This window comes from Rhizobium sp. NFR03 (assembly GCF_900111275.1).
Taxonomy (GTDB): Bacteria; Pseudomonadota; Alphaproteobacteria; order Rhizobiales; family Rhizobiaceae; genus Ferranicluibacter.
Genome location: NZ_FOGR01000004.1, coordinates 114,920 through 136,376, shown reverse-complemented (window position 1 = coordinate 136,376; position 21,457 = coordinate 114,920). Strand labels below are relative to the sequence as shown.

Genomic DNA, 21,457 nt, shown 5'->3' with positions numbered 1-21,457 from the left:
GCAGTCGCCGCCCCGTCAACAGAAGCCGTTGAGCTTCAGGATCTTGTGCGCCTCGATCGTTGCCTGAAGCTCTGCCTCCGACGACCGGTTTCCGGCGTTCGAATCCGGGTGGTGGAGCTTGATGCGCTCCTTGTAGCGACGGTTGATCTGGTCCGGCGTGGCGTCGTGCGGCAGGCCCAGTGTTTCGAAAGCCTTCGCCTCGAGCACCTTCAGTTTCCGCGCCTGCGCCTCCCGCTTCTGCATCAGGCGCTCAGCCGCGCTTTTGCGAGCGTTCAGCGACTTGGCCGAGCCCGAGCGCACGGTAAACGGCATCGGAAGTTCGGTCGCTTCCACGATCGGCTTTCCGAAGCTCGGTCGAGCGCCGCTGATCGCTTCGCGCTGGTAACGCGCGACGACCGGGTCCGACAGATCCGGCGAGAAATTGTAGCCCTTGTTGTATTCCTTGATGTGGTCGAGACAGAACATCAGGAACAGGCCTTCACCTCCGAGCCCGACCGGCGCGCGATGCGTGCCGATCTTCTCGCACCCATGCCATTGACACTGCGGTCCCGTGGGGACCTCAGCGGCTTTGGACTTCTTCTTGGCGGACTTGAGGCCAACGAAAATACGTGAATCAGACATGCAGGGCTTATGCGATCAGACGCGCGATCTCGCAAGACCGCTTTGCACGCTGACGTTCATTCTGTGTATGAGGTGCGTATCACATTTTGCAAAAAGGTCGGTGGAGTTCCGCTTTCGCCGTCTATGCCTTGGCGAAAAGCGGCTTGATGGCCGAGAGAAGCAGAATGACGATGCCGCCGAGGATGGCGCCGAAGATCGCCTGCATCAGGGTCGCCACCAGCCAGTGCACGACCTGCGGCAGGAGGGGGATGACGGCAACGGCGAATTCCGCGGCACCTTCGACGATATGCTCGGGTTGATGGAGCCCGAACTCGGCAAGGCCATGAATGACGATGCTGCCGCCGACCCAGAGCATGGCAGCGGTTCCCACGACCGCAAGGATCTGCAGAAAAACAGGAACGCCCTTGACGAGGCCGTGCCCGACGGTCTTGCCAATACGGCCGCCTGTCGCCACGAGATGGATGCCGATATCATCGGCTTTCACGATGAACGCCACCACACCATAGACGGCAACCGTGATGAGGATGCCGACAGCGGCAAGGACCGCGACCTGGGTCGCAAAATTCGACGTGGAGACACCGGCGAGCGTCAGCGCCATGATTTCTGCCGAAAGAATGAAATCTGTCCGGATGGCGCCAGAGACCTTCTGTTCTTCGAGCGTCTTGGGATCGATCGTCGCGGCCGCCGCCGCATCGGCATGGCCATGGCCCGACAGCGCGGAATGGATCTTCTCGGCGCCCTCGAAGCAGAGATAAGTGCCGCCGATCATCAGCAGCGGCGTGATCAGCCACGGCACGAAGGTCCCCATGAGCAGGCATGCCGGCAGCAGGAAGACGAGCTTGTTGCGCAGCGAACCCTTTGCGATCCGCCAGATGATCGGCAATTCGCGGCTGGGGGACAAGCCGACGACATAGGTCGGCGTCACTGCCGTGTCATCGATGACGACGCCCGCTGCCTTGATGCTGGCCTTTGCCGTTTGTGCGCCGACATCGTCCAGGGACGCTGCCGCGAGCTTCGCAATGGCCGCGATATCATCCAGTAGCGCAATCAAGCCTGTCGCCAATGAAAGGTCCTCTCAGGGTCGACGGCGGTCCTGCCCGGCCATCGACATGGTAATTCTCTCGGAATCGTTGCGCAGCGTTGAGGGCTGCGTGCTCAAACAGGGCCGGAAGACGCTTTGCGAGTCAATGCGTTTACGGAATGGTCCGCAAAATCAGCAACAGCGCGACATCTCGGCGTTGCAACATTGCACGTTCGTCATCCTGCTGACACACGACATGCATTAAGCTCCGGCGTTGTTCAACGCATTCCTTCCGTCACGGAGCCTCCATGAATATAAATGACCCCGCCCAGCTCGCGCGCATCAAGGCGGAGATTGTGGACAGTTTCGACGAGGAACTGGAAATGCAGATGGAAGAGGATCGTCTGGACGATCTCTTCGAAGAGGGCATGGAGCCAACGGCCGAACCGCTTCTCGATCGCAAGGTCTATTTCCAGGAGCTTTTCCGTCTTCAGCACGAGCTCGTGCGATTGCAGGATTGGGTTCAGCACAAGAAGCTGAAGGTCGTCGTGCTGTTCGAAGGTCGTGACTCCGCCGGCAAGGGCGGTGCCATCAAGCGCGTGACGCAGCGGCTCAACCCGCGGGTCTGCCGAGTTGTCGCGCTGCCGGCGCCGTCGGAGCGGGAACGCCACCAGTGGTACTTTCAGCGTTACGTTCAGCATCTGCCGACGGCCGGCGAGATCGTGCTCTTCGACCGCAGCTGGTACAATCGCGCTGGCGTCGAGCGCGTCATGGGCTTCTGCACCCCCGACGAGCTGGAAGAGTTCTTCCAGTCCGTGCCGCAGTTCGAGAACATGCTCGTCCGCTCCGGCATCATCCTGATCAAATACTGGTTTTCGATTACCGATGACGAGCAGGCCTTCCGCTTCAATATGCGGATCAGGGACCCGTTGAAGCAGTGGAAGCTATCCCCGATGGATCTGGAAAGCCGCATTCACTGGGAGTCCTACACGAAGGCCAAGGAAGAAATGCTGGAGAGGACGCATCGTCCGGAAACGCCTTGGTGGGTGGTGGATGCCGTGGACAAGCGCAAGGCGCGCCTGAACTGCATCTCGCATCTCCTGCAGCAGATCCCCTATGAGGACGTTCCCAAGTCTTCCGTCGAACTGCCGGACCGCGCGCGCAACGCAGATTACTACCGCAAGCCGGTGCCGGCGGAGATGTATGTGCCGGATATCTATAATCCGACGCCAGCGACAGGCGCGCCTCATGCTGTCCGCAAGAGCGGGCAGTAGGCGTTCGCTCGTCCGTCCGTGTCGCTAGAATTCGTCATGTTTACGGCCGGAGCTCATACCCGGCCGTAAACCCCGCATCGGCAAGATCTTACTTGGCGCCGGGTTCCCTGAACGCCTTTTCCAGGAAGCTGACGAGCGAGGGCCGCCACACGTCCATCTCGTGCTGCAGGTCCTTGTACTCGTGGTACTCGTGAGCGATCTTCTTCTCGTCCAGCTTCGCCTTCAGGCCGGCAATATCCTTGCCCGTGACCGTATCCTTCGAGCCGACCGTCACCGTGAAGTTCCGCAGCGCCTTGTTGATCGTGTCCGGAGCGTCGAGGGCTGCATCGACCGCCTTGTTGGGCACCGTGGTGGTGGAGACGCCGCTGAAGGTGGCGACCCAGCCAAAGGTGCCGAGGTGCGAAAGACCGGAAACCAGCGCCTGATACCCGCCCTGCGATAGGCCCACGACGGCGCGGCCATCGGCATCCGTGCGCACCCGATAGGTCTTCTCCATGTAGGGGATCAGGTCTTCGATCAGTTCACGGTCGATGGCATCGGCATTGATCGGATAGAAGTCCTTGCGACGCTGGGCAGCCGGAAAATTCTCGGCAATTGCCTCGGGAATGTCGGCTTCGGTATCCGGAATGACGACGATCATCGGCTTGATCTTCTGTTCAGCAAGCAGATTGTCGAGAATTTGCGGCGCGCGCCCCTGCGTGACCCAGGAGTCCACGGTGTCGCCGAACCCGTGATAGAGATAGACGACGGGCAGAGGGTCCGAAGCATCCGTATAGCCGGGTGGTGTATAGACATGCATCTGACGTTGGGATTTCAGCGCCTTGGATGACAGCGTCACCAGACGCAAATCGCCATGCGGCACGTCGCGTGTGTCGAGAATACTACCGGGCACGAGAATGAGGCTCGTATTCACCTGTCGCTGCGGCTTCGGCTGGTTCGTACCGGGGTCGATGCTGCGGAAGCCGTCGATGTTGAAGTAGTATTCATACAGGTTCGGCGCGAGAACATCGCTCTTTGCCGTCCACACACCGTCATCCCCGCGGGTCATCATCATCGGTTCACGCTGGCCCAGCACGACGGCGACAGATTTGGCGGCTGGTGCAAAGAGCCGGAAGGTGATCGATTTGTCCGCTTCGACCGAGGTCACGAAAGCCTTGAGCGGCGTGTCGGCCGGCGGGGAGGCCGGCGGCTCCAGAGCGAAAGCGGGTACGCTCGTCATCATAGCTGCGGCGCAGCCTGCCGCGACGAGCACGGGTAACACCTTGAACATGATGAATTCCTCCACATTGCATCAACCTCATCCGGGCAGGAAGCTACACCCCCTTGGCGCGTTTTCAACAGTCGCTCCATACGTTTCTCATATCACTCCCGTTCTACGTCTCCAGGTTTTCAGGATCTCCTGAAAATGGAGATGGCCAGGCGGCGATCGGACCCTATCTCCGCTGCTGCAGATTGCAGGGAATGTGAGAGGCGATGCAGACACTTCTGGTGGAACAGCAGACATGTTGGCGGGTCGCTCGTGCCGACAGGCTTTCGGTCATCATCGATGCCGAAGCCTTTTTTCGTCACGCCCGGACGGCGATGATGAAGGCGAAAAAGTCGATCCTGCTGATCGGCTGGGATTTCGATACGCGGATCGACCTCGTGCCGGGCAAGAGCACGGATGGATCTCCCGACAAGCTCGGGCGCTTTCTGAACTGGCTGGCGGAGCGCAACGACGCGCTGAACATCCGCATTCTCAAATGGGACATGGGCCTCTTCGCCTCCCTCGTCCGGGGCGAGACGCCGGTCTACATGCTCGGCTGGTTGTTTTCCGACCGCGTCAGTCTGAAGCTCGACAGTGCGCATCCGCCCCTGTCGGCGCACCATATGAAGCTTCTGGTCATCGATGACGAGGTCGCGTTCTGCGGGGGCATCGACATGACGGTCGGGCGGTGGGATACGGCGGAGCATCTGGAAAAGGACAAGCGTCGCCGCTCACCGTTGGGATTTGCGCAGGAGCCCTGGCACGATGCCACGACGTGCTTTTCGGGCAAGGCCGCCGCAGCTCTCGCAGTTCTTGCGCGCTCCCGGTGGAAGGAGGCGACGGGCGACACGCTGGAGCCGGTCGACAGTGGATCGGACGCATGGCCTGACGATCTCCCGGTCGATTTTCGAGATATCGACGTCGGTATTGCCCGCACTCTGCCGCAATATGACGAGCGCCGGCAGGTCGTGGAAATTGAAACCGCAACGCTTGCCATCATCGCTGCCGCGCGACGGACGCTCTATATCGAAAGCCAGTATTTTGCCTCGCGCCGGATTGCCGAAGCCCTGGCCAAACGCCTCGGGGAGCCGGAGGGACCGGAGATCGTCGTCGTTAATCCTGAGGGGGCCAACGGATGGCTGGAAGCCAAGGCCATGGACTCCGCGCGCATTCGTCTCATGAAGCTCGTTCGCGATGCCGACCGCTTCGACAGGTTCCGCATCCTCTATCCCGTCAACGACGCGGGTACCCCGATTTACGTGCATGCGAAGATCATGATCGCCGACGACCGGATCCTGAAGCTCGGCTCCGCCAATCTCAACAACCGGTCGATGGGATACGATACGGAGTGCGACGTCTTGATCGAGGCGCGTCCCGACCAGCCGGAGATGATGCAGACGATCGCTGCCTGCCGAAACGCGCTGATCGGCGAACATCTCGGACGCGGCGAGGATGAGGTGGCCGCCGCAATTTCGGAGCGTGGATCTCTTGTGAAGGCCCTGGAGATACTGACGGCAAAGACGGGACGAAGGCTGATGCCCGTTGCGATGCGTGACCTGACCGCAGCGGAAGAGCTGATGGCGGAATCGGATATGGCCGATCCCGAACGCCCCGCCGGCGTCAAATACAGGACGTCGACCTTTCTGAAGCGGCGGTTCCGCAGATCGTGACGCCTCCTGTCACCGCTGTTCCACGAAAGGGGAAGGATCTCGACAGCCAGCCGAGATCTCCTTCGTCGTGATCAGCCTACATCGCCGACATGTCGTCCAGAAGGTTCTGCGCTAGTTCGCTGATGGCCACCTCAGCTTCCTCAAGGCCCCAGCCCACCTTTTCGGCTTCCTTCGCAAGACGCTGAAGCGGTGGCGGAAGCCGGCCGGAGGCCGTTTCCACGATGTTGTCAGGCGTCAGCCCCTTGGCGATGTCGAGGAATGCTTGCTCGACGGCCTCCTGGCAGGCGATGTCGCGGTCCGGGTAAGGGCCTGATCCGCGCGGCTTGTTCAGTAGCAGCATGTTGTTTCGCTCCTGGCGTTGTTCTTTGCAGGTCTAGGCCAGTCGGTAAAGCATCGCAATATAGGTAAGTGCCACGATGATGGTCACCCGCGTCCGAAGCCGGACATACCACCGGTGTTCCGGATCGTTTGCAAAGATGATCCGGTCCGTGAGAAGCAGAAGAGCGAAAACGATCAACTGAAGGCCCGCAGAGAGCGCGGTCTGGCGAACGAGCAGCGTCACAAAGGACAGCAGCGCGAACGCGTTGCTCGCGACGATGATCGCGGTGCCCGCCTTACCCATCTGTGCCACGCCCCAGATCGTACCGGCCATGAAGGCCGATATGACGGCGCCGTAGGCGAGAAATGCCTGGCTCGTCTCGAAGCCGATGAGCGTGGCGGGCGCGATCAGCAGCAGCCAGAATGGCAAGGCCCCGGCATAGGTCAGCGTCTCCGAGGTCGTCTTTTTCATTCTCGTCATCACGTTGTTTCCCGGAGGGCGGGGAGAAGGGCGTCTGCGAGCAGGCTTGCACTTTGGAAAGCGGCTTCGACCCGGCCCGCTATGCACCCGTCGCCGCAGCAGCCCATGTGTTGCTCTTCATCCAGGAGGAACGGTTGACCGGCGGCGCGTGCGACGTTCGCATAGCGCCAGCGCTTGATGACGGCGCCTTCTGCTTCGGCGGCGCCGAGCGGAATGTAGCGGCACACTGCCTCGATCATCCGGGCGCGCACAGTTTCAATCGGCACCTCGAGATGCCGGTCGGACCATTCCGGGTTGGCATTCACGACAAGGCACGGCACATGGTCGCGTCCGGGCTTTGTGTCGTTGCGTGAGATCCAGCCGATCACCGGGTCGTCGACCCGCGCGGCCGCGAATGGTGGCGTCGCACCGGGCTGCAACGTCACCATCAGTGTGAAGCAGCCGTTCATACGGATTGCGTGCAAGGCCTCATGATGGACGAAGGCAGGTGGAAGAAGAGCAGCAGACTGCGGCGCCGGCGCTGTTGCGACGACCCAGTCGAAAGGGCCTTCCTCACCGGCGTTCGTCGTCATCGCCCAGTTTCCGGGCGTGCCGGAGATGGAGGCTACCCGGGCGTTGAAGGTAATGTCGCAGTCCCTTGCCATCCATTTCGGCAGGGATGTCATCCCGGGCGTGCCGACATATCGTGCGTCATCGGGCCGTTGATCTCTTTCCGGTGCCGCCGGCAGGGAGACGATGTCCCGGTTCCAGCGTTCCACGACGCCATCCGCCGCAGCCTTGTCCAGCATGTCACGAAATTGCGGGTCTCGGACCGTGAAATATTGTGCGCCGTGGTCAAACGAGACGCCCTCGATGCGGCGCGTCGCCATGCGTCCGCCAATGCTCCCGCTTTTCTCGAAGATGCGGACGGAAGCCTGACCTGCAAGCGCCCGGGCAAGCGTCAAACCTGCCATTCCCGCACCGATGATCGCCACGCGTTTTGGATCACTCATGCTTGTCCCGATCATCCTGGCCGCCGACATGCATCGTTGCAGCAGCTGACCCACGATCTAACGCCGCTTTGCGCGATGGCAACGGCATGACGCTCGTTCATTGAAACAGACGCTGAAGACGCGGCCGAACCCGCAGGAAGCCGCGATAGATCGTCTCGAAGACAGGCGTTGCCGGGCCCCATCCGGCGATGATGCCAAGGGGCCGCAGCAGCGGAATGGCCCGCCACATCGCAGCGAAGGCGGCAGCGCCCGATAGAAGCCGTCCATTCTCCTCGGCGTGGAAACGCGCGAGGATATCGCCCCTGTCGATCGGGCAGGAGGACGTAGGGTCGCAGGCATCGATGAACCGGATTGCGCCACGGCGGTCGAGCCGTCGCATCAGCGCGATCTCGCGCTGGCACAACGGGCAGCCGCTGTCGAACCAGACGGTAACGTTCTCGACCATGAGCTGCTCTCCGAAAATCTGTGGCGACCGATGCAACACGGGACATGACATTGTCCGAGACGTACGAACGCAGGGTCGCTTCGGTTCAACGGCCCATCTGTTCGCGACGACCGCGCTGGGCGCTCACGGCATGCCGTCGACGTTTCGCTACGCATCCGTGTTCCGCCAGCGACATCGCTGCACAGGAACCCTCTGCTTTCCCGGAGGTTAGGACGTGTTTTCGAAGTCTCGTCCGGGAGGTTAAAGATGCCGGCATGGACGGAATATGGTGACCCTGCGTCCTTTTTCCGCCGCGATGGGTCAACGGGTCGCAGCACGTGACGAGAAAGCGCGCACGCATCCTCCTTTGTCTGTCTGCGCTCGCCGCTGTGTCGATCGGTGCGCCGCTCTTGTGGATCGTCACGGCACCGGCCGAGCAATTTCGCAAGGACGATCCGCGGCTTGCCGCACCCGGCGACGTGGAACACGGACGACGGGTATTTGCGGCTGGCGATTGCGCCTCATGCCACGCACGGCCGGGCGAGGGAGATCGCCTGCTTCTCGGCGGCGGCATGGCGCTCGCATCGCCCTTCGGCACGTTCCGCCCGCCCAATATCTCGACGGACCCCATCGACGGCATCGGCACGTGGACGCCTGCCGATCTTGCGACAGCGCTGATCAAGGGCGTCTCGCCCGATGGACGTCACTACTACCCGGCCTTTCCCTATACGAGCTACACGGGCATGACCTTTGAGGACATCCGCGATCTCTACGCCTATCTGCGCACGCTGCCTGCCGTGTCCGGCAAGGCGCCGCCGCACGATCTGCCGTTTCTGTTTCGCATCCGCCGCACGCTGGGCGCCTGGAAACTTCTGTTTTTCCGCGAGCGACAGACGGCAGCCGTGTTCACCGGTGATCCGCTGCACGATCGCGGCGCCTATCTCGTGTCATCTGTCGCGCATTGCGGGGAATGCCATTCGAGCCGCAACATCTTCGGCGCTATCCGGGAAGACACCCGGTTTGCCGGAGGGGTCGATCCGGAGGGGACGGGATTTATCCCGAACATCACGCCGGATCGGATCGGTCACTGGTCGCAAGACGATATTGCGCGGATGCTGGAAACGGGGGAAACGCCCGATCACGGGCGCGTGGGCTCTTCCATGGCGGACGTCGTCGTGAATACACGGATGCTGACGGCAGACGACCGCCGCGCGATCGCGGCATATATCGCGTCCCTGCCAGCGCGGCCGACGCCACATCCCTGACGAAGGGTGTCAGTGGGCGTAGAGATAGGCCGCGAGATGCCGGGCCTCGGGCTCCGTGATGCCGGTTGCGGGCATCGCGGTGTCTGGCTGGAAGCGTTGTGGCGAGACGATCCACGAGACGAGCGCATCTCCCGTATTGTTGAGCGTGCCCGCTATGTAGACGCGGCTGCGCAAGCCTTCCAGGCGCGCGGCAACCTTTCCGTCGGCACCGGGCACTCCGGGAATGGTATGGCAGCCGGTGCAGCCATATCGCCGGAAGATCGGCGGCGCGAGGGCCGGATCGCCTTTGGTAAGGGCCGTTGCCACGGCGATGGACTGCTCGCGGCTCCGCAGCCTATCGACAGCCACGCCGGCGAGGAGCGTGAGGAGGATGGTGGCGGTGCCCCAGGTGGCGATCCTTCTAGGCGTGGCGAACGCGACGGTCATCGGCGTCCCTTCTCGATGATTGCGCGATCGCAAGTGCTGCCATGGTCACTGCGGCGCCCGCATAGACGGTGCCGGCCGGCACCCACATCAGGAGGCCCGCCAGTTGCTGGTCTTCCAGCGGCGTCAGGCCATAGTGACCGGCAGCGGTCGTCTGGACGGTGTAGAGCACCCGTGGCGCTAACGCCATCAACGCACCAAGCACGCTCATATGCATCATGGTCACGAACAGGTGCCAGATTGCGGCACCTCGGCTGGAAAACCAGAGGATCGTCCACCAGAACCAGAGAGCGGACAGGAAGAAACTGAGATGTTGCAACCGGTGCAGCCCGTCATGCATCACGGCGGCATCGAACACGGGAGGCACGTGCCAGAGCCAGAGCACGGCACCGTGAACGATGGTCGCAAGGCCACCGCTGCGCAGCCAGACGCGGCAATGTCCGCCCGCCATCGACGCCCAGAGGCGCGCAAGCGCGCGGCGGGCATCGCCGGGTAGTGCGAAGAGCAGCATAGCGAGCGGTCTGGAGAGAACAAGCAGAGGTGCCGAGACAGCCATCAGGATCTCGTGTTCGATCATGTGTGCGGTGAAGAGGCGTTCGCCCAGCGCATGCAGCGGAGACAGAAGCGCCAGCACCAGCGTCAGCCATCCCGCAGCGTATGCCATGATGCGCCATGAGAGCCGCCGCTGGCCATGCCGGCTGCGGGTGCGGCGCAGCAGGCGGGCGCTGCCGGCGATGAAAGCAAGGGCAGAGAGGGCGATGGGAATGACGATATAGAGATCGGTCGTCCAGCCAATCCCGTTGTGCTCGATGCCGCCATGTGCGAAGGCCGGCAACGCGCCGAAGAGAATGATGAGGAGCATCAGGACAGGCATGGATCGACCAGCACGGATGCCGCTCCCTGCAGGAGAAGGGCATAGGTGAAGATGAGGCCTGCGAGGCCAGACGCGAGCGCGATGAATCTCCGCAGTCTCGGCGCGGTTCCTCCGATGGCGGCAAAGGAACAGCCCGCGCTCGTGGCCGAAACGAGCGCCAGGACGACAGAGGCGAGCGGGGCCAGCCCGAGTTCCGCATGGCACTCCGGAGGTGGCAGGATCAATCCTGCCTGACTGTTGGCCACCCAGAGAGCGGGTGAGACCAGCAAGCCGCTCAAGGCGGATACCGGCTTCCGCCATGCCTTTTCCATCGCTATCGAGATCATAGCCGCGGCACCCAATAGAGGCAGATGTAGATCGGAACCCAGGTTGCCACGACGAAGTTCCAGTACATCACGTTGTCCGAAACATCTCCGTACCGTCTCGGCTTGTCGGCATGCCTGGAGAACATGAGCGCCATGAGCACGACCGTATCGACGACATCTGTCAGGATGTGGGTCGTGTGGAGGCCCAGCATGAGCCAGGTGATAGAGCCGTAGGCGCTGTCGTCCCAGGAGACGTGCAGGGCCGGAAATTCGAAGATTCTTACGATCAGCGGCAATACTCCTGCCACCGTCATGACGACGAGCCCGATCCGCACTTTGTGGAGATCCTCGCGTTCGGCCCAGCGCCGGAGAAGGAGGTTTGGCACGAGACTGATGAGCAAGAGGCACGTGAGCAGCGTGCCCGCCAGAAGGTCAGGCGCCGGTGCATCGATCGGCCACGCGGGCGCCAGGCTCATCAGGTAGAGATAGACGGCGACGGAGAGCGCAAATCCCGTGCCTTCGATCAGCATGAAGGCGCAGGTGCCCCACCATGTCAGGCTGGCGGTTCCAAGCCCATGCAGCGGCAGGTGCGAGAGGTCGTGGACGATACGTTCCTTCATGCCTCATCCTCCGGTTCGCCTTTCGGCCAGAACCAGCCGATCAGCGTGATGGCCACGGGAATGGAACCCCAGACGACAGCCCAAGGCGTGAAGATCGAGGTGATCAGCAGGATCGAGGTCGCCATTGCCGCCCAGAAAGGCCAGATCGAGTCCGTCGGGGACGATTCCCGCGCCTCCGGCAGGGCTTCCACCACGCTCGACACCAGCAGCTCCCGACGGTCAATATTGAGGCCACCGGCTACCGGCAGCGTCTCGCCATTGTCCCACAAGGGATTGGCCGAGGTCACGACAGGGATACGGCGGAAGTTGTAGGCCGGTGGCGGCGACGACGTCGCCCATTCGAGCGTCGGCGCATTCCAAGGGTTCGGCCCGGCCAGCGGCCCGGATCGCGCGCTGCGGATGGCATCGATGAAGAACAGGAGGAAGCCCGCGGCGAGCACCAGCGCGCTGAGGCTGACGAAGAGGTTCAGCCCGCCCCATCCCATCTCCGGCTGGTAGGTGTAGACCCGGCGCGGCATGCCCATGAGCCCGAGGAAATGCATGGGAAAGAATGTGCCGTGAAACCCGAGGAAGATGAGGGCAAAGACGATGCGGCCGAGCCGCTCGCTCATCATCCGCCCGCTCACCTTCGGCAGCCAGTAATAAACGGCAGCGATCAACGGGAAGAGTGCGCCACCGATCAGGACATAATGGAAATGGGCGACGACGAAGTAGGTGTCGTGGACCTGCGTATCCAGGGGAACGGATGCGACCATGACGCCCGTCATGCCGCCGAGAACGAAGGTGAAAATGAAGCCGCAGACGAAGAGAAGCGGCGTCTTCAGTTGTGGACGCCCGGCCCAGAGCGTCGCGATCCAGCAGAAGATCTGGACGCCGGCGGGGATGGCGATGGACATGCTGGAGGCGGTGAAAAAGCTCTCCCCCAGACGCGGCAGGCCGGTCGTGAACATGTGGTGCACCCACAGCCCGAAGGAGAGGATGCCCGTTGCGATCAGCGCCATGACCAGCGGCAGGTAACCGAAGATAGGCCGCCCGGCAAAGGTCGGGATGATGGTGGAGACCATGCCGACGGCGGGCAGGAAGATGATGTAGACCTCGGGATGGCCGAAGAACCAGAACAGGTGCTGCCACAAAAGCGCATCCCCACCTTCAGCCGGATTGTAGAACTGCGTGCCGACCAGCCGGTCGAGGATCAGCGTGCTGCTGGCAATCATGATCGCCGGCATGGCCATGATGATCAGAAAGGAGGTGACCAGCATGGCCCAGACGAAGACGGGGATACGATCCAGCGACATGCCCGGCGCGCGCTGCTTGAGGATCGTGGCGACGAGCTCCACGGCGACAGCAAGAGCGGCAAGCTCCGTAAACGTGATCATCTGAGCCCAGATGTCGGCGCGCTTGCCGGGTGAGAATTCCGGGCCGGCAAGGGGAACATAGGCAAACCAGCCGACATCTGGCCCCACATCGAGCGCGAACGACACCCAGAGCAGGATGCCGCCGCTGAGGAAAATCCAGTAGGAGAAGGCATTCAGCCTGGGAAATGCGATATTGCGCGTGCCGATCATCAGCGGCACGAGGAAGACCCCGACGGCTTCCATGACCGGCACCGCAAACAGGAACATCATTGTCGACCCGTGCATGGTGAAGATCTGGTTGTAGCGATCCGGACCGATGAACCGCGCTTCGGGTGCCGCCAGTTGCAGCCGCATGGCCAGCGCCAGCAGGCCTCCGAGGATGAGGAAAACGAAGGCCGTAGCGATGTAGCGCCGGCCGATGATCTTGTGATCGACAGTGGAGAGGACGCCCTTCAGCGTGCGGGGCGTCGCCCAGGTCGCAAGCAGCCGGCGCTCGCCCTCGGCGTCCGAGACATCGGTGTCCGACGGCCGGTCGTCTTCTCGCGTACGGGCGTTCCGGTTCCCGGTCACTTGAGGCTCTCCAGATAGACTGCGACCTGCCGTAGCTCGATGCTTGTCAACGGGACGAGGGGCATGGTGGTGCCGGGCTTGAGCGTCTGCGGATCGGCCGTCCATGCGGCAAGGGTCCCCCGGGTGGTTTCCAGAAGACCTGCCGCGATGCTCCGGCGGCTGCCGATGTGGGTCAGGTCCGGCCCGGCGGTGCCAACGGCGGTGGTGCCGCGAATGGTGTGGCAGGCAGCGCAGGGTTTTGCGAGAAACACGGCTTGTCCGGCCCTGATCTCTTCCGTTGCGGCGGGGCGCGCCGGTTGCGCCTGGCCCGTCAGCCATTTGCGGTAGGAGACGTCGTCCTCGGCAATGACAGTGAAGCCCATATGGCTGTGCTGTAGACCGCAGAACTCCGCGCATTGTCCGCGATAGACGCCCGGCCGCTCGGCCTTCAATGTCAGCGCCGTCGTGCGCCCGGGGATCATGTCCATCTTGCCCGACAGGCTCGGCACCCAGAACGAATGTATGACATCGGCGCTTTCCAGCCGGATGCGAACCGTGCGCCCGACCGGAATGTGCAGCTCGTTCGCCGTCTGGAATCCCTCGCGCGGATAGAGAAACTGCCACCACCATTGCTGCCCCACGGCCACCACCTCGATCTCGCCATCGCCTCCTCCAAGCGACCGCGTGGCAAGGAAGCTGAGGGTCGTCAGCCCGGCAACGATGATGGCGGTGGCGGCCACGCTGAGAGAGACCGCCCATGTCAGTTGCCGTTGCGTCCGCGCGCCGGTGCCGGCCGGTCGGCGTCGTAGAAGCGCCCATCCGAGCGTGGCGACGACGAGCAGCCAGACGATGCCGCAGATGACCGTGAAAGAGACGATCAGCAACCGCAACTCCCCGGCCGCGGGCCCGCCGACATCGAGCGAGGATTGCATGCCGGTGCATCCGGGCAGGAGGGGCAGCGCAAGAAGAGCAGGTAGGGGAACGCCTCGGCGCGCGATCATGGCGAAGGCCCTTGTTCGGGCTTCATGCCCGCGGGCCCTTGCTCGAACAAAATGGAGGCCGGACCACGGTTTTCAGCCGGTCGCGTTTGGGGGTCGTCGTTACGCGCAGTGGCTGAAACGCTTGGTCCATAAGCGCCGATGGTTCTGACATAGCCTGCCAGTTGCCATATCTGGTCGTTGGTCATCCGGTCGCGATAGGCCGGCATGCCATGCGGACGCCCGTCGCGGATGGAAGCGGCGACGGAGATCATTTCCGGACCATAGAGCCACCAGCCGTCGAGGAAGGATGGGCCGATATTCCCGCGGCCATCGCCATGGCATGTGGCGCAGCCGAACCATGTATAGAGCCGTTTTCCCTGCGAGAGATCGTAAGCCACCTTCTCGTAGGGTTTGCCAAGCGCGAAGTAGCTCTCCGGCGGCGTGCCGCCAATGCGGTTCGGCAGGAGCCTGAGGTTGCCGAGGTCTGCCTGCAACGGCGGGTCGGTCCGGAATTGTCGCGGCGCGCGCATCCAGCCCAGAGCGGTAGCGCAGGCCAGACAGCAGAGCGTGACGCCGCAGAGCGACAGCGTGCCCGATGCGACGCTCCATCCCGATCGACGACGCCCCCCTGATGACCCCACCGACGCTCCCTCAATCCACCGGCTGCGCGTTCGACGCGCGGATGATGACCGGCAGCAGCTTGTAAGACGGCGTTTTCGCCTTCGCGTCATGATGCGACAGCGGGAACAACGGGTTGGTTTCCGGAAAATAGGCGGCGCAACATCCCTCCGGGATGGCGTAGGGCACGATCCTGAACCCCTCGACCTTCCGCTCCGTACCGTCCGCGATAGCAGTGACCAGATCGACGCTGCGCCCTCCGGCAAGGCCGAAGCGCGCGATGTCGACAACGTTCATGAAGACGACCTTGCGCGTGCCATCGACGCCGCGAAAACGATCCGTGTAGCCGTAGATCGTCGTGTTGAACTGGTCGTTCGAGCGAAGTGTCGCGAGATTGAGCACCGCTTCGACGCCCGGTTTCAGGTCGAAATCCGGAAACAGGCGCTCGGGCGTGATGAAGTTCGCCTTGCCGTTCGGCGTCACCCATTTGCGCTCGCGCGCCGGCACGGGCCGCGTGATGCCACCGGGCTGGAAGAGGCGCGCGTTGAAGTCGCGAAAGGTCTCGGGATAGGTCGCCTCGATCGCGTCCCGCACCTTTCCATAGTCGGCGACCCATGCATCCCATGGCACGTTTCCACGTTGCAGCGTTGCCTTGGCGATGCCGGCGATGATGGCGGGTTCGGATCTGAGGTTCGGCCCCGCTGGTTTCGCGTGGCCTCGTGAGCCGTGAAACTGGGCGACCGAGCTCTCGATGGAGACCGCCTGCGGACCGCTTGCCTGGTTGTCGATCTCGATCCTCCCGAGACAGGGGAGGAGATAGGCGACCTCGCCATGAAGGACGTGGCTGCGGTTGAGCTTTGTAGCGATCTGCACGGTCAGGCGCAGCTTGCGCCAGGCCTTTTCGACGGCTTGCGTCTCGGGGATCGCGCGCAGGAAATTGCCGCCAAGGCCGACGAAAGCGCGCGCCTTCCCGGAAAGAATCGCCTCGCAGGTATCGACCGTGCTGCGGCCCATCTCGCGTGGAGGTTCGAAAGCATAGAGTTCGGCGAGCTTGTCGAGCGGAACCAGCCCGGGCTTCTCGGTAATGCCGACGGTGCGCTGCCCCTGCACGTTGGAATGTCCGCGAACCGCACAGATATTTGCGCCCGGCTTGCCGATGTTGCCACGCAGAAGCGCGAGGTTGGCAACCATCTGCACGTTTTCGACGCCCATGACATGCTGCGTCAGCCCCATGCCGAAGGCGATCAGCACGGCATCCGCCGACGCGTAGATGCTTGCGGCCTTCACCATCTGCTCCCGCGTCAGACCGGAGATACGCTCCAGCTCTTCCCAGCGGCGTCGACGGGCGGCATTCGCAAATTCCTCGAAGCCTGCGGTGTGGGTGGCAATGAAATCGTGATCGAGCACATGCTTCTTGTCCGCAGCGGCGATCGATGCGGCGAAGGCCACCGTTCCCGCCTCGGAGGGATCGTCCGGCTGACCATCCTTACCGGCCACAAGGCTTTCACCGGACGCTTTCAGCAGGTCATCGGCCTCGATCAGCGCCTTGCAGACGCCGAAGAGCGCGGCGGTATCGCCGCCGTTTCTGACCTGGAAATAGTCCGATGAAATCTGCGTGTCCGACGGCGAGAGCATCTCGCTCGGCGCCTGCGGGTTCTTGAACCGCTCCAGACCGCGCTCCCGCAGCAGGTTGAAGGTGACGATGGGAACGCCACGGTCGGCGGCATCCTGCAAGTCGTGCAGCAGACGCGGCGATGAGGTGCCGACGTTCTGTGCGATGTAGAAGATGCAGTCGGTGTTCTGGAAGTCCGACAGGACCGCTGTCCCGACCGTTGCGCCGATGCTTTCGGGAAGCCCGGCGGATGTGCTTTCATGGCACATGTTGGAGCTGTCCGGCAGGTTGTTGTTGCCATAGAGCCGGGCGAAAAGCTGGTACATGTAGGATGTTTCCAGGGAGGCGCGGCCGGAGGTATAGAAATCGACCTGATCGGGCGCCAGCGACTGCAGCTCCCGCCCGATCTCCGCGAAGGCTGCCTCCCACGTTACCGGCTCGTAACGGTCCGTCTCCGCGTTCCATCGCATCGGCTCCAGCAGCCGGCCCTGCTCCTCAAGATCATGGTCGCGCCAGTCCTCCAGTTCGCGCAATGTATGCTTCGCGAAGAAGTCCGGTCCTGTCCGGCGGCGCGTGATCTCCCAGGCGGTTGCCTTTGCTCCGTTCTCGCAGAATTCCAGCGGGTGAGGCTTGGCCGGTTTCGCCCAGGCGCAACTGACGCACATATAGCCGTCCGGCTTGTTCTGCTTGCGCATCAGCGCCGAGCCGCTGGCCGGCACACGTTCGCGAACGATGATTTCGCTTACGGACTTCGCCGAACCCCATCCGCCAGCCGGGCCGGTATAGGTCTTGATCACAGGTCGAGCGCTCGGTCCTGCTGTCATATCTGCCGTCTTTCTCTTGATCGTTTCCCGTCAAAGCGGGTGGAGAACGCCGAGGAACGGGCGCGACATCGGCGCCTCAGTCGCGGGCAACAAACTTGTTAAAGCGACTGGTATCGCCGTCTTTCGTTTTGTCCTGATAGAGGAAGGCGAGCTTGCTTTCGTCGAAGATCCGGAAGAACTCGTCCCAGTCCACCTCTTCGAACGCCTCCTCCTTGTCACCGAAATCGAACCGCAAGACACCGCCTTTGCCTTCGGTCCGAATGACGGATGGACGCCCTTTGCGCGCCTCCGCCCATTTGCGGATGGTGTCATGGTCCGTTGTGGTTTCGGAACTGCTCATGGATCGGCTCCTTTGCTGTGCGCACGAGAAGGTCGTTCGAACTGCGGAGTAGGAGTGAAGTTCCAGAGCGGGTTCGAAATGCCATCGTGAGAGTGGAAGAGGATCATGTTCCAAACGCGCTTGATTTGATCCGTGATGTTTGATCAAACTTACGAGGCAGAAAAGGTCGGGTGCGGGAACGCGGCAGGAACAGGCGATGGAGATGAAATCAAAGGGCGGTTGGCGAAACGAAAGCATGCCCGCTGGCGTCGATGAACAGACCCTCTCTCCTGTCGGACGCGAGACGTTGCAGGATCGCGTCTATGCGGAGTTGCGGAAGTCGCTGGTCAACGGCATGTTCGCTGCGGGCGACGTGCTGCGGATCGTTGATCTGGCGGATCGCTTGCAGACAAGCACCATGCCGGTGCGCGAGGCGCTGGGCCGTCTCGTTTCGGAGAAGGCGCTGGAGTCTCTGCCGAACCGCTCCGTCCGCGTGCCTCTGATTACGCGTGCGCGGCTCGACGACCTTGCACGGGCTCGTATTCTTATCGAAGGGCGGATGGTCTCGCTGGCGCTGCCGCATCTGACACATGAGGACCTCGGCATCCTGAGAAAGGTCAATACGGACTGCGATGCCGCTTTCGAGCAGCATGGCAAGGATATCGGCCATGTCACATCAGCGCTGAACCAGCGCTTCCATTTCCATCTTTACGGCGTTGCCCGATCTCCCGTTCTGCTGTCGATCGTGGAAAGCCTGTGGCTGCAATCCGGCGCTATCATCCGGCAGGCGGCACAGATCCACGACGAGCAGGGTGGGCTTGCCGCCACCGATCATCACTGGGCGCTGATTTCAGCCCTTGAGGAGCGGCACGAAGAGGCAGCGCTGACGTCGCTTGCCAATGATATCAGTCGCTCGTTCGACCTCATCCGGGGCCGGCTCGATGCGCAGGAGCGGGTGGACGTGCGCTATGGCTGAAACGGGCGATGACGGCTTCGAGCTGTTCGATCTTCGCGTGGATGTCATCATCCCCGAGGGAGGAGCGGTCTACTGCGGCGCGAGACCGGGGGATCATTTCGAGTTGCGTGGCGAAATGCTTTACCTGCCGGAGGGGCAGGGACTGTCGATCTATTCGCTCGCCTCGGTGCTGCCGCTCCTTGCCGCAAAGCAGCGGCCGACCCATCGCAACGACTGGATGACGACGGATACCGACATCGCGTGCCCGGACCCGAACTGCTCCACGCGGCTGCGGATCACGCGACTGCGCCATAGGCGTTTCAGCCATGCCGCGACCACCGCAGTCCCCCTGAACGACGAGACATAGGCCTCACGATATGCAACGCATCGCTATTGCTCCCGAGTACGAGATTTCCCGCGTCATCCGCGGCGGCTGGCAGTTGGCCGGCGGCCATGGCGCTGTCGATGCCGATGCTGCGGTGGAGGACATGATCGCGTTTGCCGATGCGGGCATCACCACCTTCGACTGTGCCGACATCTATACCGGGGTGGAAGAGCTGATCGGGCGCTTCCGGCTCGCCTATGGCAACCTGCGGGGTGCCGAGGCTCTCTCACGCATCCGGGTCCACACGAAGTTCGTGCCCGACCTCGCCGTCCTCCACACCATCGACAAGGGCTATGTCGAGGGCGTGATCGACACCTCGCGCAAGCGGCTGAACCTCGATACGCTCGATCTCGTCCAGTTTCACTGGTGGGCGCTCGATGTGCCCGGCTGGCTGGAGACGGCCGGATGGTTGAAGGAACTGTCGGAGGAGGGCAGGATCGGCAAGGTCAGTTTGACGAATTTCGACACCGATCATGTCGCTGCCATCATCGACGCCGGCGTGCCGGTCGCCTCTCTGCAGCTGCAATACTCGCTGCTCGACCAGCGCCCGGAAAAACGCATGGTCGAGCTTGCTCGCGAGAAGGGATTTGCTTTATTTTGCTACGGCACGGTCGCCGGTGGCTTTCTCAGCGATCGCTGGCTGGGGCAGGCGGAACCGGAGCACCCGCTCGAAAACCGCTCACTGACCAAGTACAAGCTGATCATAGACGATTTTGGCGGATGGGCGCTTTTCCAGTCCCTTCTACAGACGCTGCGGCGCATTGCCGACCGGCAAGGGACCGATATCGCGACGGTCGCCAGCGCTGCCATGCTGACAAAGCCCGCTGTTGCCGCTGTGATCGTCGGCGCGCGCAATCGCAGCCATCTGGCGGGCAATCTTGCTATCTCCGACATCCAGCTCGATGGCGCGGACCATGCGGCGCTGGAAGCTGTGCTCGCCGAAGCCCGACCGCTGGAGGGCGACGTCTATGCGCTGGAGCGCGACCGCACGGGCCGCCACGGCGCCATTATGAAATACAATCTCAACAAAGGGGAATAGAATGAGATCGTCCTATCTGCTCGCAGCGCTCTTTACTGCGCTGGCAGCGTCCACATCGCCGGCTCTGTCGGCCGACTGCGACATCACCGTCGGCCTTGTGATGGAACTGACGGGCCCGGCCGGCGAATACGGTCAGGCGGGTGCGAAATCCGTCGAGATGGCCTTCCGCGACATTAACGAAGCCGGTGGCGTGGGTGGGTGTAATGTCGTAGCCGACACGCGCGACAGCCAGAGCCAGGGCAATGTCGCGGTCGATCAGGCAACGCAGCTCGTCAACATCAAGAAGGTGCCGGTCATCATCGGCGGCATCATCTCCTCGGTGTCCATTCCGATCCTGACCTCGGTCACGGCGCCGGCCGGCGTCGTGCAGGTCTCTCCGGCCTCGTCGTCGCCGACGCTGACCGCGCTCGGTCGTGACGGCAAGACGAATGGCGTGTTCTTCCGCACCATTACCTCCGATGCGCTGCAGGGCACGGCGGCTGCAAAATACGCGATCGACCAGGGCTTGAAGAAGATCGCGATCATCAACGTCAACAACGACTTCGGCGTCAACATGGTGCGCGAATTCAAGACGGCCTATGAGAAGCTCGGCGGCACCATCACCACCACGACCCCGTACAATGAGAAGCAGTCCAGCTACGCATCGGAGGCGAGCGCCGCCATGGCCGGGGAGCCGGACGCGCTCTACCTCGTCAGCACGCCGGTGGACGGTGCGACCATTGCCCGCGCCTGGATTTCCGGCGGCGGCAAGCAGACATTTCTGCTGAACGACGGCATGAACTCCAAGGACTTCATTGAAAGCGTCGGCGCACAGTATCTGGAAAACGCCTACGGCACATCGTCCGGCACCAGTCCGACCGCCTCGACAGAGTATTTCAACGCCAACTACGAGGCCTTCTCCGGTGGCATCGCGCCTTCTGCGCCGGCTGCCGATCGCTCCTACGATGCGGGTGCCATCGTCGGGCTAGCCATTGCGAAAGCCGGCAAGTCGGATGCCGCAGCCATCAAGACCGCGATGCGTGAGGTCGTGGCCGAAGGCGGCACGCCGATCCATGCTGGCAAGCAAGAGTTCGTCAAGGCTCTGGCGCTGATCAAGGACGGCAAGCCGGTGAAGTATGAAGGCGTCATCGGCCCGGTCAGCTTCGACCAGTATGGCGATATCACCGGCCCATTCCGTTTGTGGAAGATCACGAACGGCGAAGTCACCACGGTCGGCGAACTAAGCGCCGAAGAAGTGGGCAAGCTGAAGGACGGCAGTTAAGCCTTGCTGGCCGGCGGGGCGTCTTC

At 62.5% G+C, this 21,457-nt stretch carries 23 protein-coding genes; 7 read left to right on the top strand and 16 right to left on the bottom strand.

Features of this window, described 5'->3' with window-relative positions:
• Positions 1 to 15 precede the first annotated feature (15 nt).
• Together BSG19_RS13890 and BSG19_RS13885 are read right to left on the bottom strand one after the other, a co-directional pair.
• Positions 16 to 621: a J domain-containing protein gene (locus BSG19_RS13890; RefSeq protein WP_092988628.1), complete on the bottom strand. Its 606-nt coding sequence runs from the start codon at positions 619 to 621 to the stop codon at positions 16 to 18.
• A gap of 121 nt (positions 622 to 742) precedes the next feature.
• Positions 743 to 1,684, bottom strand: coding sequence for a DUF808 domain-containing protein (locus BSG19_RS13885; RefSeq protein ID WP_092988627.1), 942 nt, complete (start codon positions 1,682 to 1,684; stop codon positions 743 to 745).
• A gap of 266 nt (positions 1,685 to 1,950) precedes the next feature.
• On the opposite strand from BSG19_RS13885, the gene ppk2 reads away from it, so the two are divergent.
• Entirely contained in the window at positions 1,951 to 2,916 is a 966-nt protein-coding gene (gene ppk2 / locus BSG19_RS13880) for a polyphosphate kinase 2 (RefSeq protein WP_092988626.1), read from the top strand.
• Between the two features lie 88 nt (positions 2,917 to 3,004).
• On the opposite strand, the gene BSG19_RS13875 is transcribed toward ppk2, so the two are convergent.
• Complete coding sequence (locus BSG19_RS13875; protein ID WP_092989067.1) at positions 3,005 to 4,186, bottom strand: esterase; 1,182 nt, start codon at positions 4,184 to 4,186, stop codon at positions 3,005 to 3,007.
• 203 nt (positions 4,187 to 4,389) lie between these two features.
• Between BSG19_RS13875 and BSG19_RS13870 the strand changes: the two genes are divergently transcribed.
• A complete protein-coding gene (locus BSG19_RS13870) occupies positions 4,390 to 5,832 on the top strand; it encodes a phospholipase D-like domain-containing protein (protein WP_092988625.1) in 1,443 nt (480 codons plus the stop codon).
• Between the two features lie 76 nt (positions 5,833 to 5,908).
• On the opposite strand, the gene BSG19_RS13865 is transcribed toward BSG19_RS13870, so the two are convergent.
• The 4 genes from BSG19_RS13865 to BSG19_RS13850 form a co-directional block, all read right to left on the bottom strand.
• Positions 5,909 to 6,172, bottom strand: coding sequence for a hypothetical protein (locus BSG19_RS13865; RefSeq protein WP_092988624.1), 264 nt, complete (start codon positions 6,170 to 6,172; stop codon positions 5,909 to 5,911).
• Positions 6,173 to 6,205: 33 nt separating this feature from the next.
• Positions 6,206 to 6,631: a DUF3429 domain-containing protein gene (locus tag BSG19_RS13860; RefSeq protein WP_092988623.1), complete on the bottom strand. Its 426-nt coding sequence runs from the start codon at positions 6,629 to 6,631 to the stop codon at positions 6,206 to 6,208.
• Entirely contained in the window at positions 6,631 to 7,623 is a 993-nt protein-coding gene (locus BSG19_RS13855) for an NAD(P)/FAD-dependent oxidoreductase (protein ID WP_170865974.1), read from the bottom strand. Before BSG19_RS13855 ends, BSG19_RS13860 begins: the two co-directional genes overlap by 1 nt.
• Before the next feature lie 97 nt (positions 7,624 to 7,720).
• The gene (locus tag BSG19_RS13850; protein ID WP_092988621.1) at positions 7,721 to 8,068 is read right to left on the bottom strand and encodes a thiol-disulfide oxidoreductase DCC family protein; all 348 of its coding nucleotides are present in this window, start codon (positions 8,066 to 8,068) and stop codon (positions 7,721 to 7,723) included.
• Positions 8,069 to 8,385: 317 nt separating this feature from the next.
• On the opposite strand from BSG19_RS13850, the gene BSG19_RS13845 reads away from it, so the two are divergent.
• Positions 8,386 to 9,312 (top strand): cytochrome c, encoded by a 927-nt coding sequence (locus tag BSG19_RS13845; protein ID WP_092988620.1) that lies wholly within the window; start codon positions 8,386 to 8,388, stop codon positions 9,310 to 9,312.
• A gap of 9 nt (positions 9,313 to 9,321) precedes the next feature.
• On the opposite strand, the gene BSG19_RS13840 is transcribed toward BSG19_RS13845, so the two are convergent.
• The 9 genes from BSG19_RS13840 to BSG19_RS13800 all read right to left on the bottom strand — a co-directional run bounded on the left by BSG19_RS13840 (position 9,322) and on the right by BSG19_RS13800 (position 17,812).
• Positions 9,322 to 9,738 carry a c-type cytochrome gene (locus tag BSG19_RS13840; protein WP_092988619.1) on the bottom strand — a complete coding sequence of 139 codons (417 nt, stop codon included), beginning with the start codon at positions 9,736 to 9,738 and terminating at the stop codon, positions 9,322 to 9,324.
• Positions 9,713 to 10,609 (bottom strand): cytochrome c oxidase assembly protein, encoded by an 897-nt coding sequence (locus BSG19_RS13835; RefSeq protein WP_244529251.1) that lies wholly within the window; start codon positions 10,607 to 10,609, stop codon positions 9,713 to 9,715. Before BSG19_RS13835 ends, BSG19_RS13840 begins: the two co-directional genes overlap by 26 nt.
• Positions 10,597 to 10,935 carry a hypothetical protein gene (locus BSG19_RS13830; RefSeq protein ID WP_139274774.1) on the bottom strand — a complete coding sequence of 113 codons (339 nt, stop codon included), beginning with the start codon at positions 10,933 to 10,935 and terminating at the stop codon, positions 10,597 to 10,599. Before BSG19_RS13830 ends, BSG19_RS13835 begins: the two co-directional genes overlap by 13 nt.
• Positions 10,932 to 11,534, bottom strand: a complete 603-nt coding sequence (locus BSG19_RS13825) for a cytochrome c oxidase subunit 3 (protein ID WP_092988617.1) — start codon at positions 11,532 to 11,534, stop codon at positions 10,932 to 10,934. Before BSG19_RS13825 ends, BSG19_RS13830 begins: the two co-directional genes overlap by 4 nt.
• Entirely contained in the window at positions 11,531 to 13,459 is a 1,929-nt protein-coding gene (ctaD, locus tag BSG19_RS13820; protein WP_244529250.1) for a cytochrome c oxidase subunit I, read from the bottom strand. Before ctaD ends, BSG19_RS13825 begins: the two co-directional genes overlap by 4 nt.
• Complete coding sequence (gene coxB / locus BSG19_RS13815) at positions 13,456 to 14,439, bottom strand: cytochrome c oxidase subunit II (RefSeq protein WP_092988616.1); 984 nt, start codon at positions 14,437 to 14,439, stop codon at positions 13,456 to 13,458. The genes ctaD and coxB overlap by 4 nt, the downstream gene beginning before the upstream one ends.
• A complete protein-coding gene (locus BSG19_RS13810; protein WP_244529280.1) occupies positions 14,436 to 15,005 on the bottom strand; it encodes a c-type cytochrome in 570 nt (189 codons plus the stop codon). Before BSG19_RS13810 ends, coxB begins: the two co-directional genes overlap by 4 nt.
• 64 nt (positions 15,006 to 15,069) lie before the next feature.
• Positions 15,070 to 17,472, bottom strand: coding sequence for an FdhF/YdeP family oxidoreductase (locus BSG19_RS13805; RefSeq protein ID WP_092988614.1), 2,403 nt, complete (start codon positions 17,470 to 17,472; stop codon positions 15,070 to 15,072).
• Between the two features lie 76 nt (positions 17,473 to 17,548).
• Positions 17,549 to 17,812 (bottom strand): hypothetical protein, encoded by a 264-nt coding sequence (locus BSG19_RS13800; protein ID WP_092988613.1) that lies wholly within the window; start codon positions 17,810 to 17,812, stop codon positions 17,549 to 17,551.
• Between the two features lie 202 nt (positions 17,813 to 18,014).
• Between BSG19_RS13800 and BSG19_RS13795 the strand changes: the two genes are divergently transcribed.
• The 4 genes from BSG19_RS13795 to BSG19_RS13780 are packed head-to-tail and all read left to right on the top strand — an operon-like array spanning position 18,015 to position 21,431.
• On the top strand, positions 18,015 to 18,767 hold the full coding sequence (locus BSG19_RS13795; protein ID WP_244529279.1) for a GntR family transcriptional regulator: 753 nt from the start codon (positions 18,015 to 18,017) through the stop codon (positions 18,765 to 18,767).
• Complete coding sequence (locus BSG19_RS13790; RefSeq protein ID WP_092988612.1) at positions 18,760 to 19,113, top strand: TIGR04076 family protein; 354 nt, start codon at positions 18,760 to 18,762, stop codon at positions 19,111 to 19,113. The genes BSG19_RS13795 and BSG19_RS13790 overlap by 8 nt, the downstream gene beginning before the upstream one ends.
• A 10-nt stretch (positions 19,114 to 19,123) precedes the next feature.
• Positions 19,124 to 20,170 carry an aldo/keto reductase gene (locus BSG19_RS13785; RefSeq protein ID WP_092988611.1) on the top strand — a complete coding sequence of 349 codons (1,047 nt, stop codon included), beginning with the start codon at positions 19,124 to 19,126 and terminating at the stop codon, positions 20,168 to 20,170.
• Between the two features lies 1 nt (position 20,171).
• On the top strand, positions 20,172 to 21,431 hold the full coding sequence (locus tag BSG19_RS13780; RefSeq protein WP_092988610.1) for an ABC transporter substrate-binding protein: 1,260 nt from the start codon (positions 20,172 to 20,174) through the stop codon (positions 21,429 to 21,431).
• Positions 21,432 to 21,457: the final 26 nt, after the last annotated feature.

Bases quoted from the DNA above. Each gene is read 5' to 3' on its own strand.
- BSG19_RS13890 (WP_092988628.1), bottom strand. From the start codon at position 621: ATGTCTGATTCACGTATTTTCGTTGGCCTCAAGTCCGCCAAGAAGAAG.
- ppk2 (WP_092988626.1), top strand. From the start codon at position 1,951: ATGAATATAAATGACCCCGCCCAGCTCGCGCGCATCAAGGCGGAGATT.
- BSG19_RS13875 (WP_092989067.1), bottom strand. From the start codon at position 4,186: ATGTTCAAGGTGTTACCCGTGCTCGTCGCGGCAGGCTGCGCCGCAGCT.
- BSG19_RS13870 (WP_092988625.1), top strand. From the start codon at position 4,390: ATGCAGACACTTCTGGTGGAACAGCAGACATGTTGGCGGGTCGCTCGT.
- BSG19_RS13865 (WP_092988624.1), bottom strand. From the start codon at position 6,172: ATGCTGCTACTGAACAAGCCGCGCGGATCAGGCCCTTACCCGGACCGC.
- BSG19_RS13860 (WP_092988623.1), bottom strand. From the start codon at position 6,631: ATGACGAGAATGAAAAAGACGACCTCGGAGACGCTGACCTATGCCGGG.
- BSG19_RS13855 (WP_170865974.1), bottom strand. From the start codon at position 7,623: ATGAGTGATCCAAAACGCGTGGCGATCATCGGTGCGGGAATGGCAGGT.
- BSG19_RS13850 (WP_092988621.1), bottom strand. From the start codon at position 8,068: ATGGTCGAGAACGTTACCGTCTGGTTCGACAGCGGCTGCCCGTTGTGC.
- BSG19_RS13840 (WP_092988619.1), bottom strand. From the start codon at position 9,738: ATGACCGTCGCGTTCGCCACGCCTAGAAGGATCGCCACCTGGGGCACC.
- BSG19_RS13835 (WP_244529251.1), bottom strand. From the start codon at position 10,609: ATGCCTGTCCTGATGCTCCTCATCATTCTCTTCGGCGCGTTGCCGGCC.
- BSG19_RS13830 (WP_139274774.1), bottom strand. From the start codon at position 10,935: ATGATCTCGATAGCGATGGAAAAGGCATGGCGGAAGCCGGTATCCGCC.
- BSG19_RS13825 (WP_092988617.1), bottom strand. From the start codon at position 11,534: ATGAAGGAACGTATCGTCCACGACCTCTCGCACCTGCCGCTGCATGGG.
- coxB (WP_092988616.1), bottom strand. From the start codon at position 14,439: ATGATCGCGCGCCGAGGCGTTCCCCTACCTGCTCTTCTTGCGCTGCCC.
- BSG19_RS13805 (WP_092988614.1), bottom strand. From the start codon at position 17,472: ATGACAGCAGGACCGAGCGCTCGACCTGTGATCAAGACCTATACCGGC.
- BSG19_RS13800 (WP_092988613.1), bottom strand. From the start codon at position 17,812: ATGAGCAGTTCCGAAACCACAACGGACCATGACACCATCCGCAAATGG.
- BSG19_RS13795 (WP_244529279.1), top strand. From the start codon at position 18,015: ATGAAATCAAAGGGCGGTTGGCGAAACGAAAGCATGCCCGCTGGCGTC.
- BSG19_RS13790 (WP_092988612.1), top strand. From the start codon at position 18,760: ATGGCTGAAACGGGCGATGACGGCTTCGAGCTGTTCGATCTTCGCGTG.
- BSG19_RS13785 (WP_092988611.1), top strand. From the start codon at position 19,124: ATGCAACGCATCGCTATTGCTCCCGAGTACGAGATTTCCCGCGTCATC.
- BSG19_RS13780 (WP_092988610.1), top strand. From the start codon at position 20,172: ATGAGATCGTCCTATCTGCTCGCAGCGCTCTTTACTGCGCTGGCAGCG.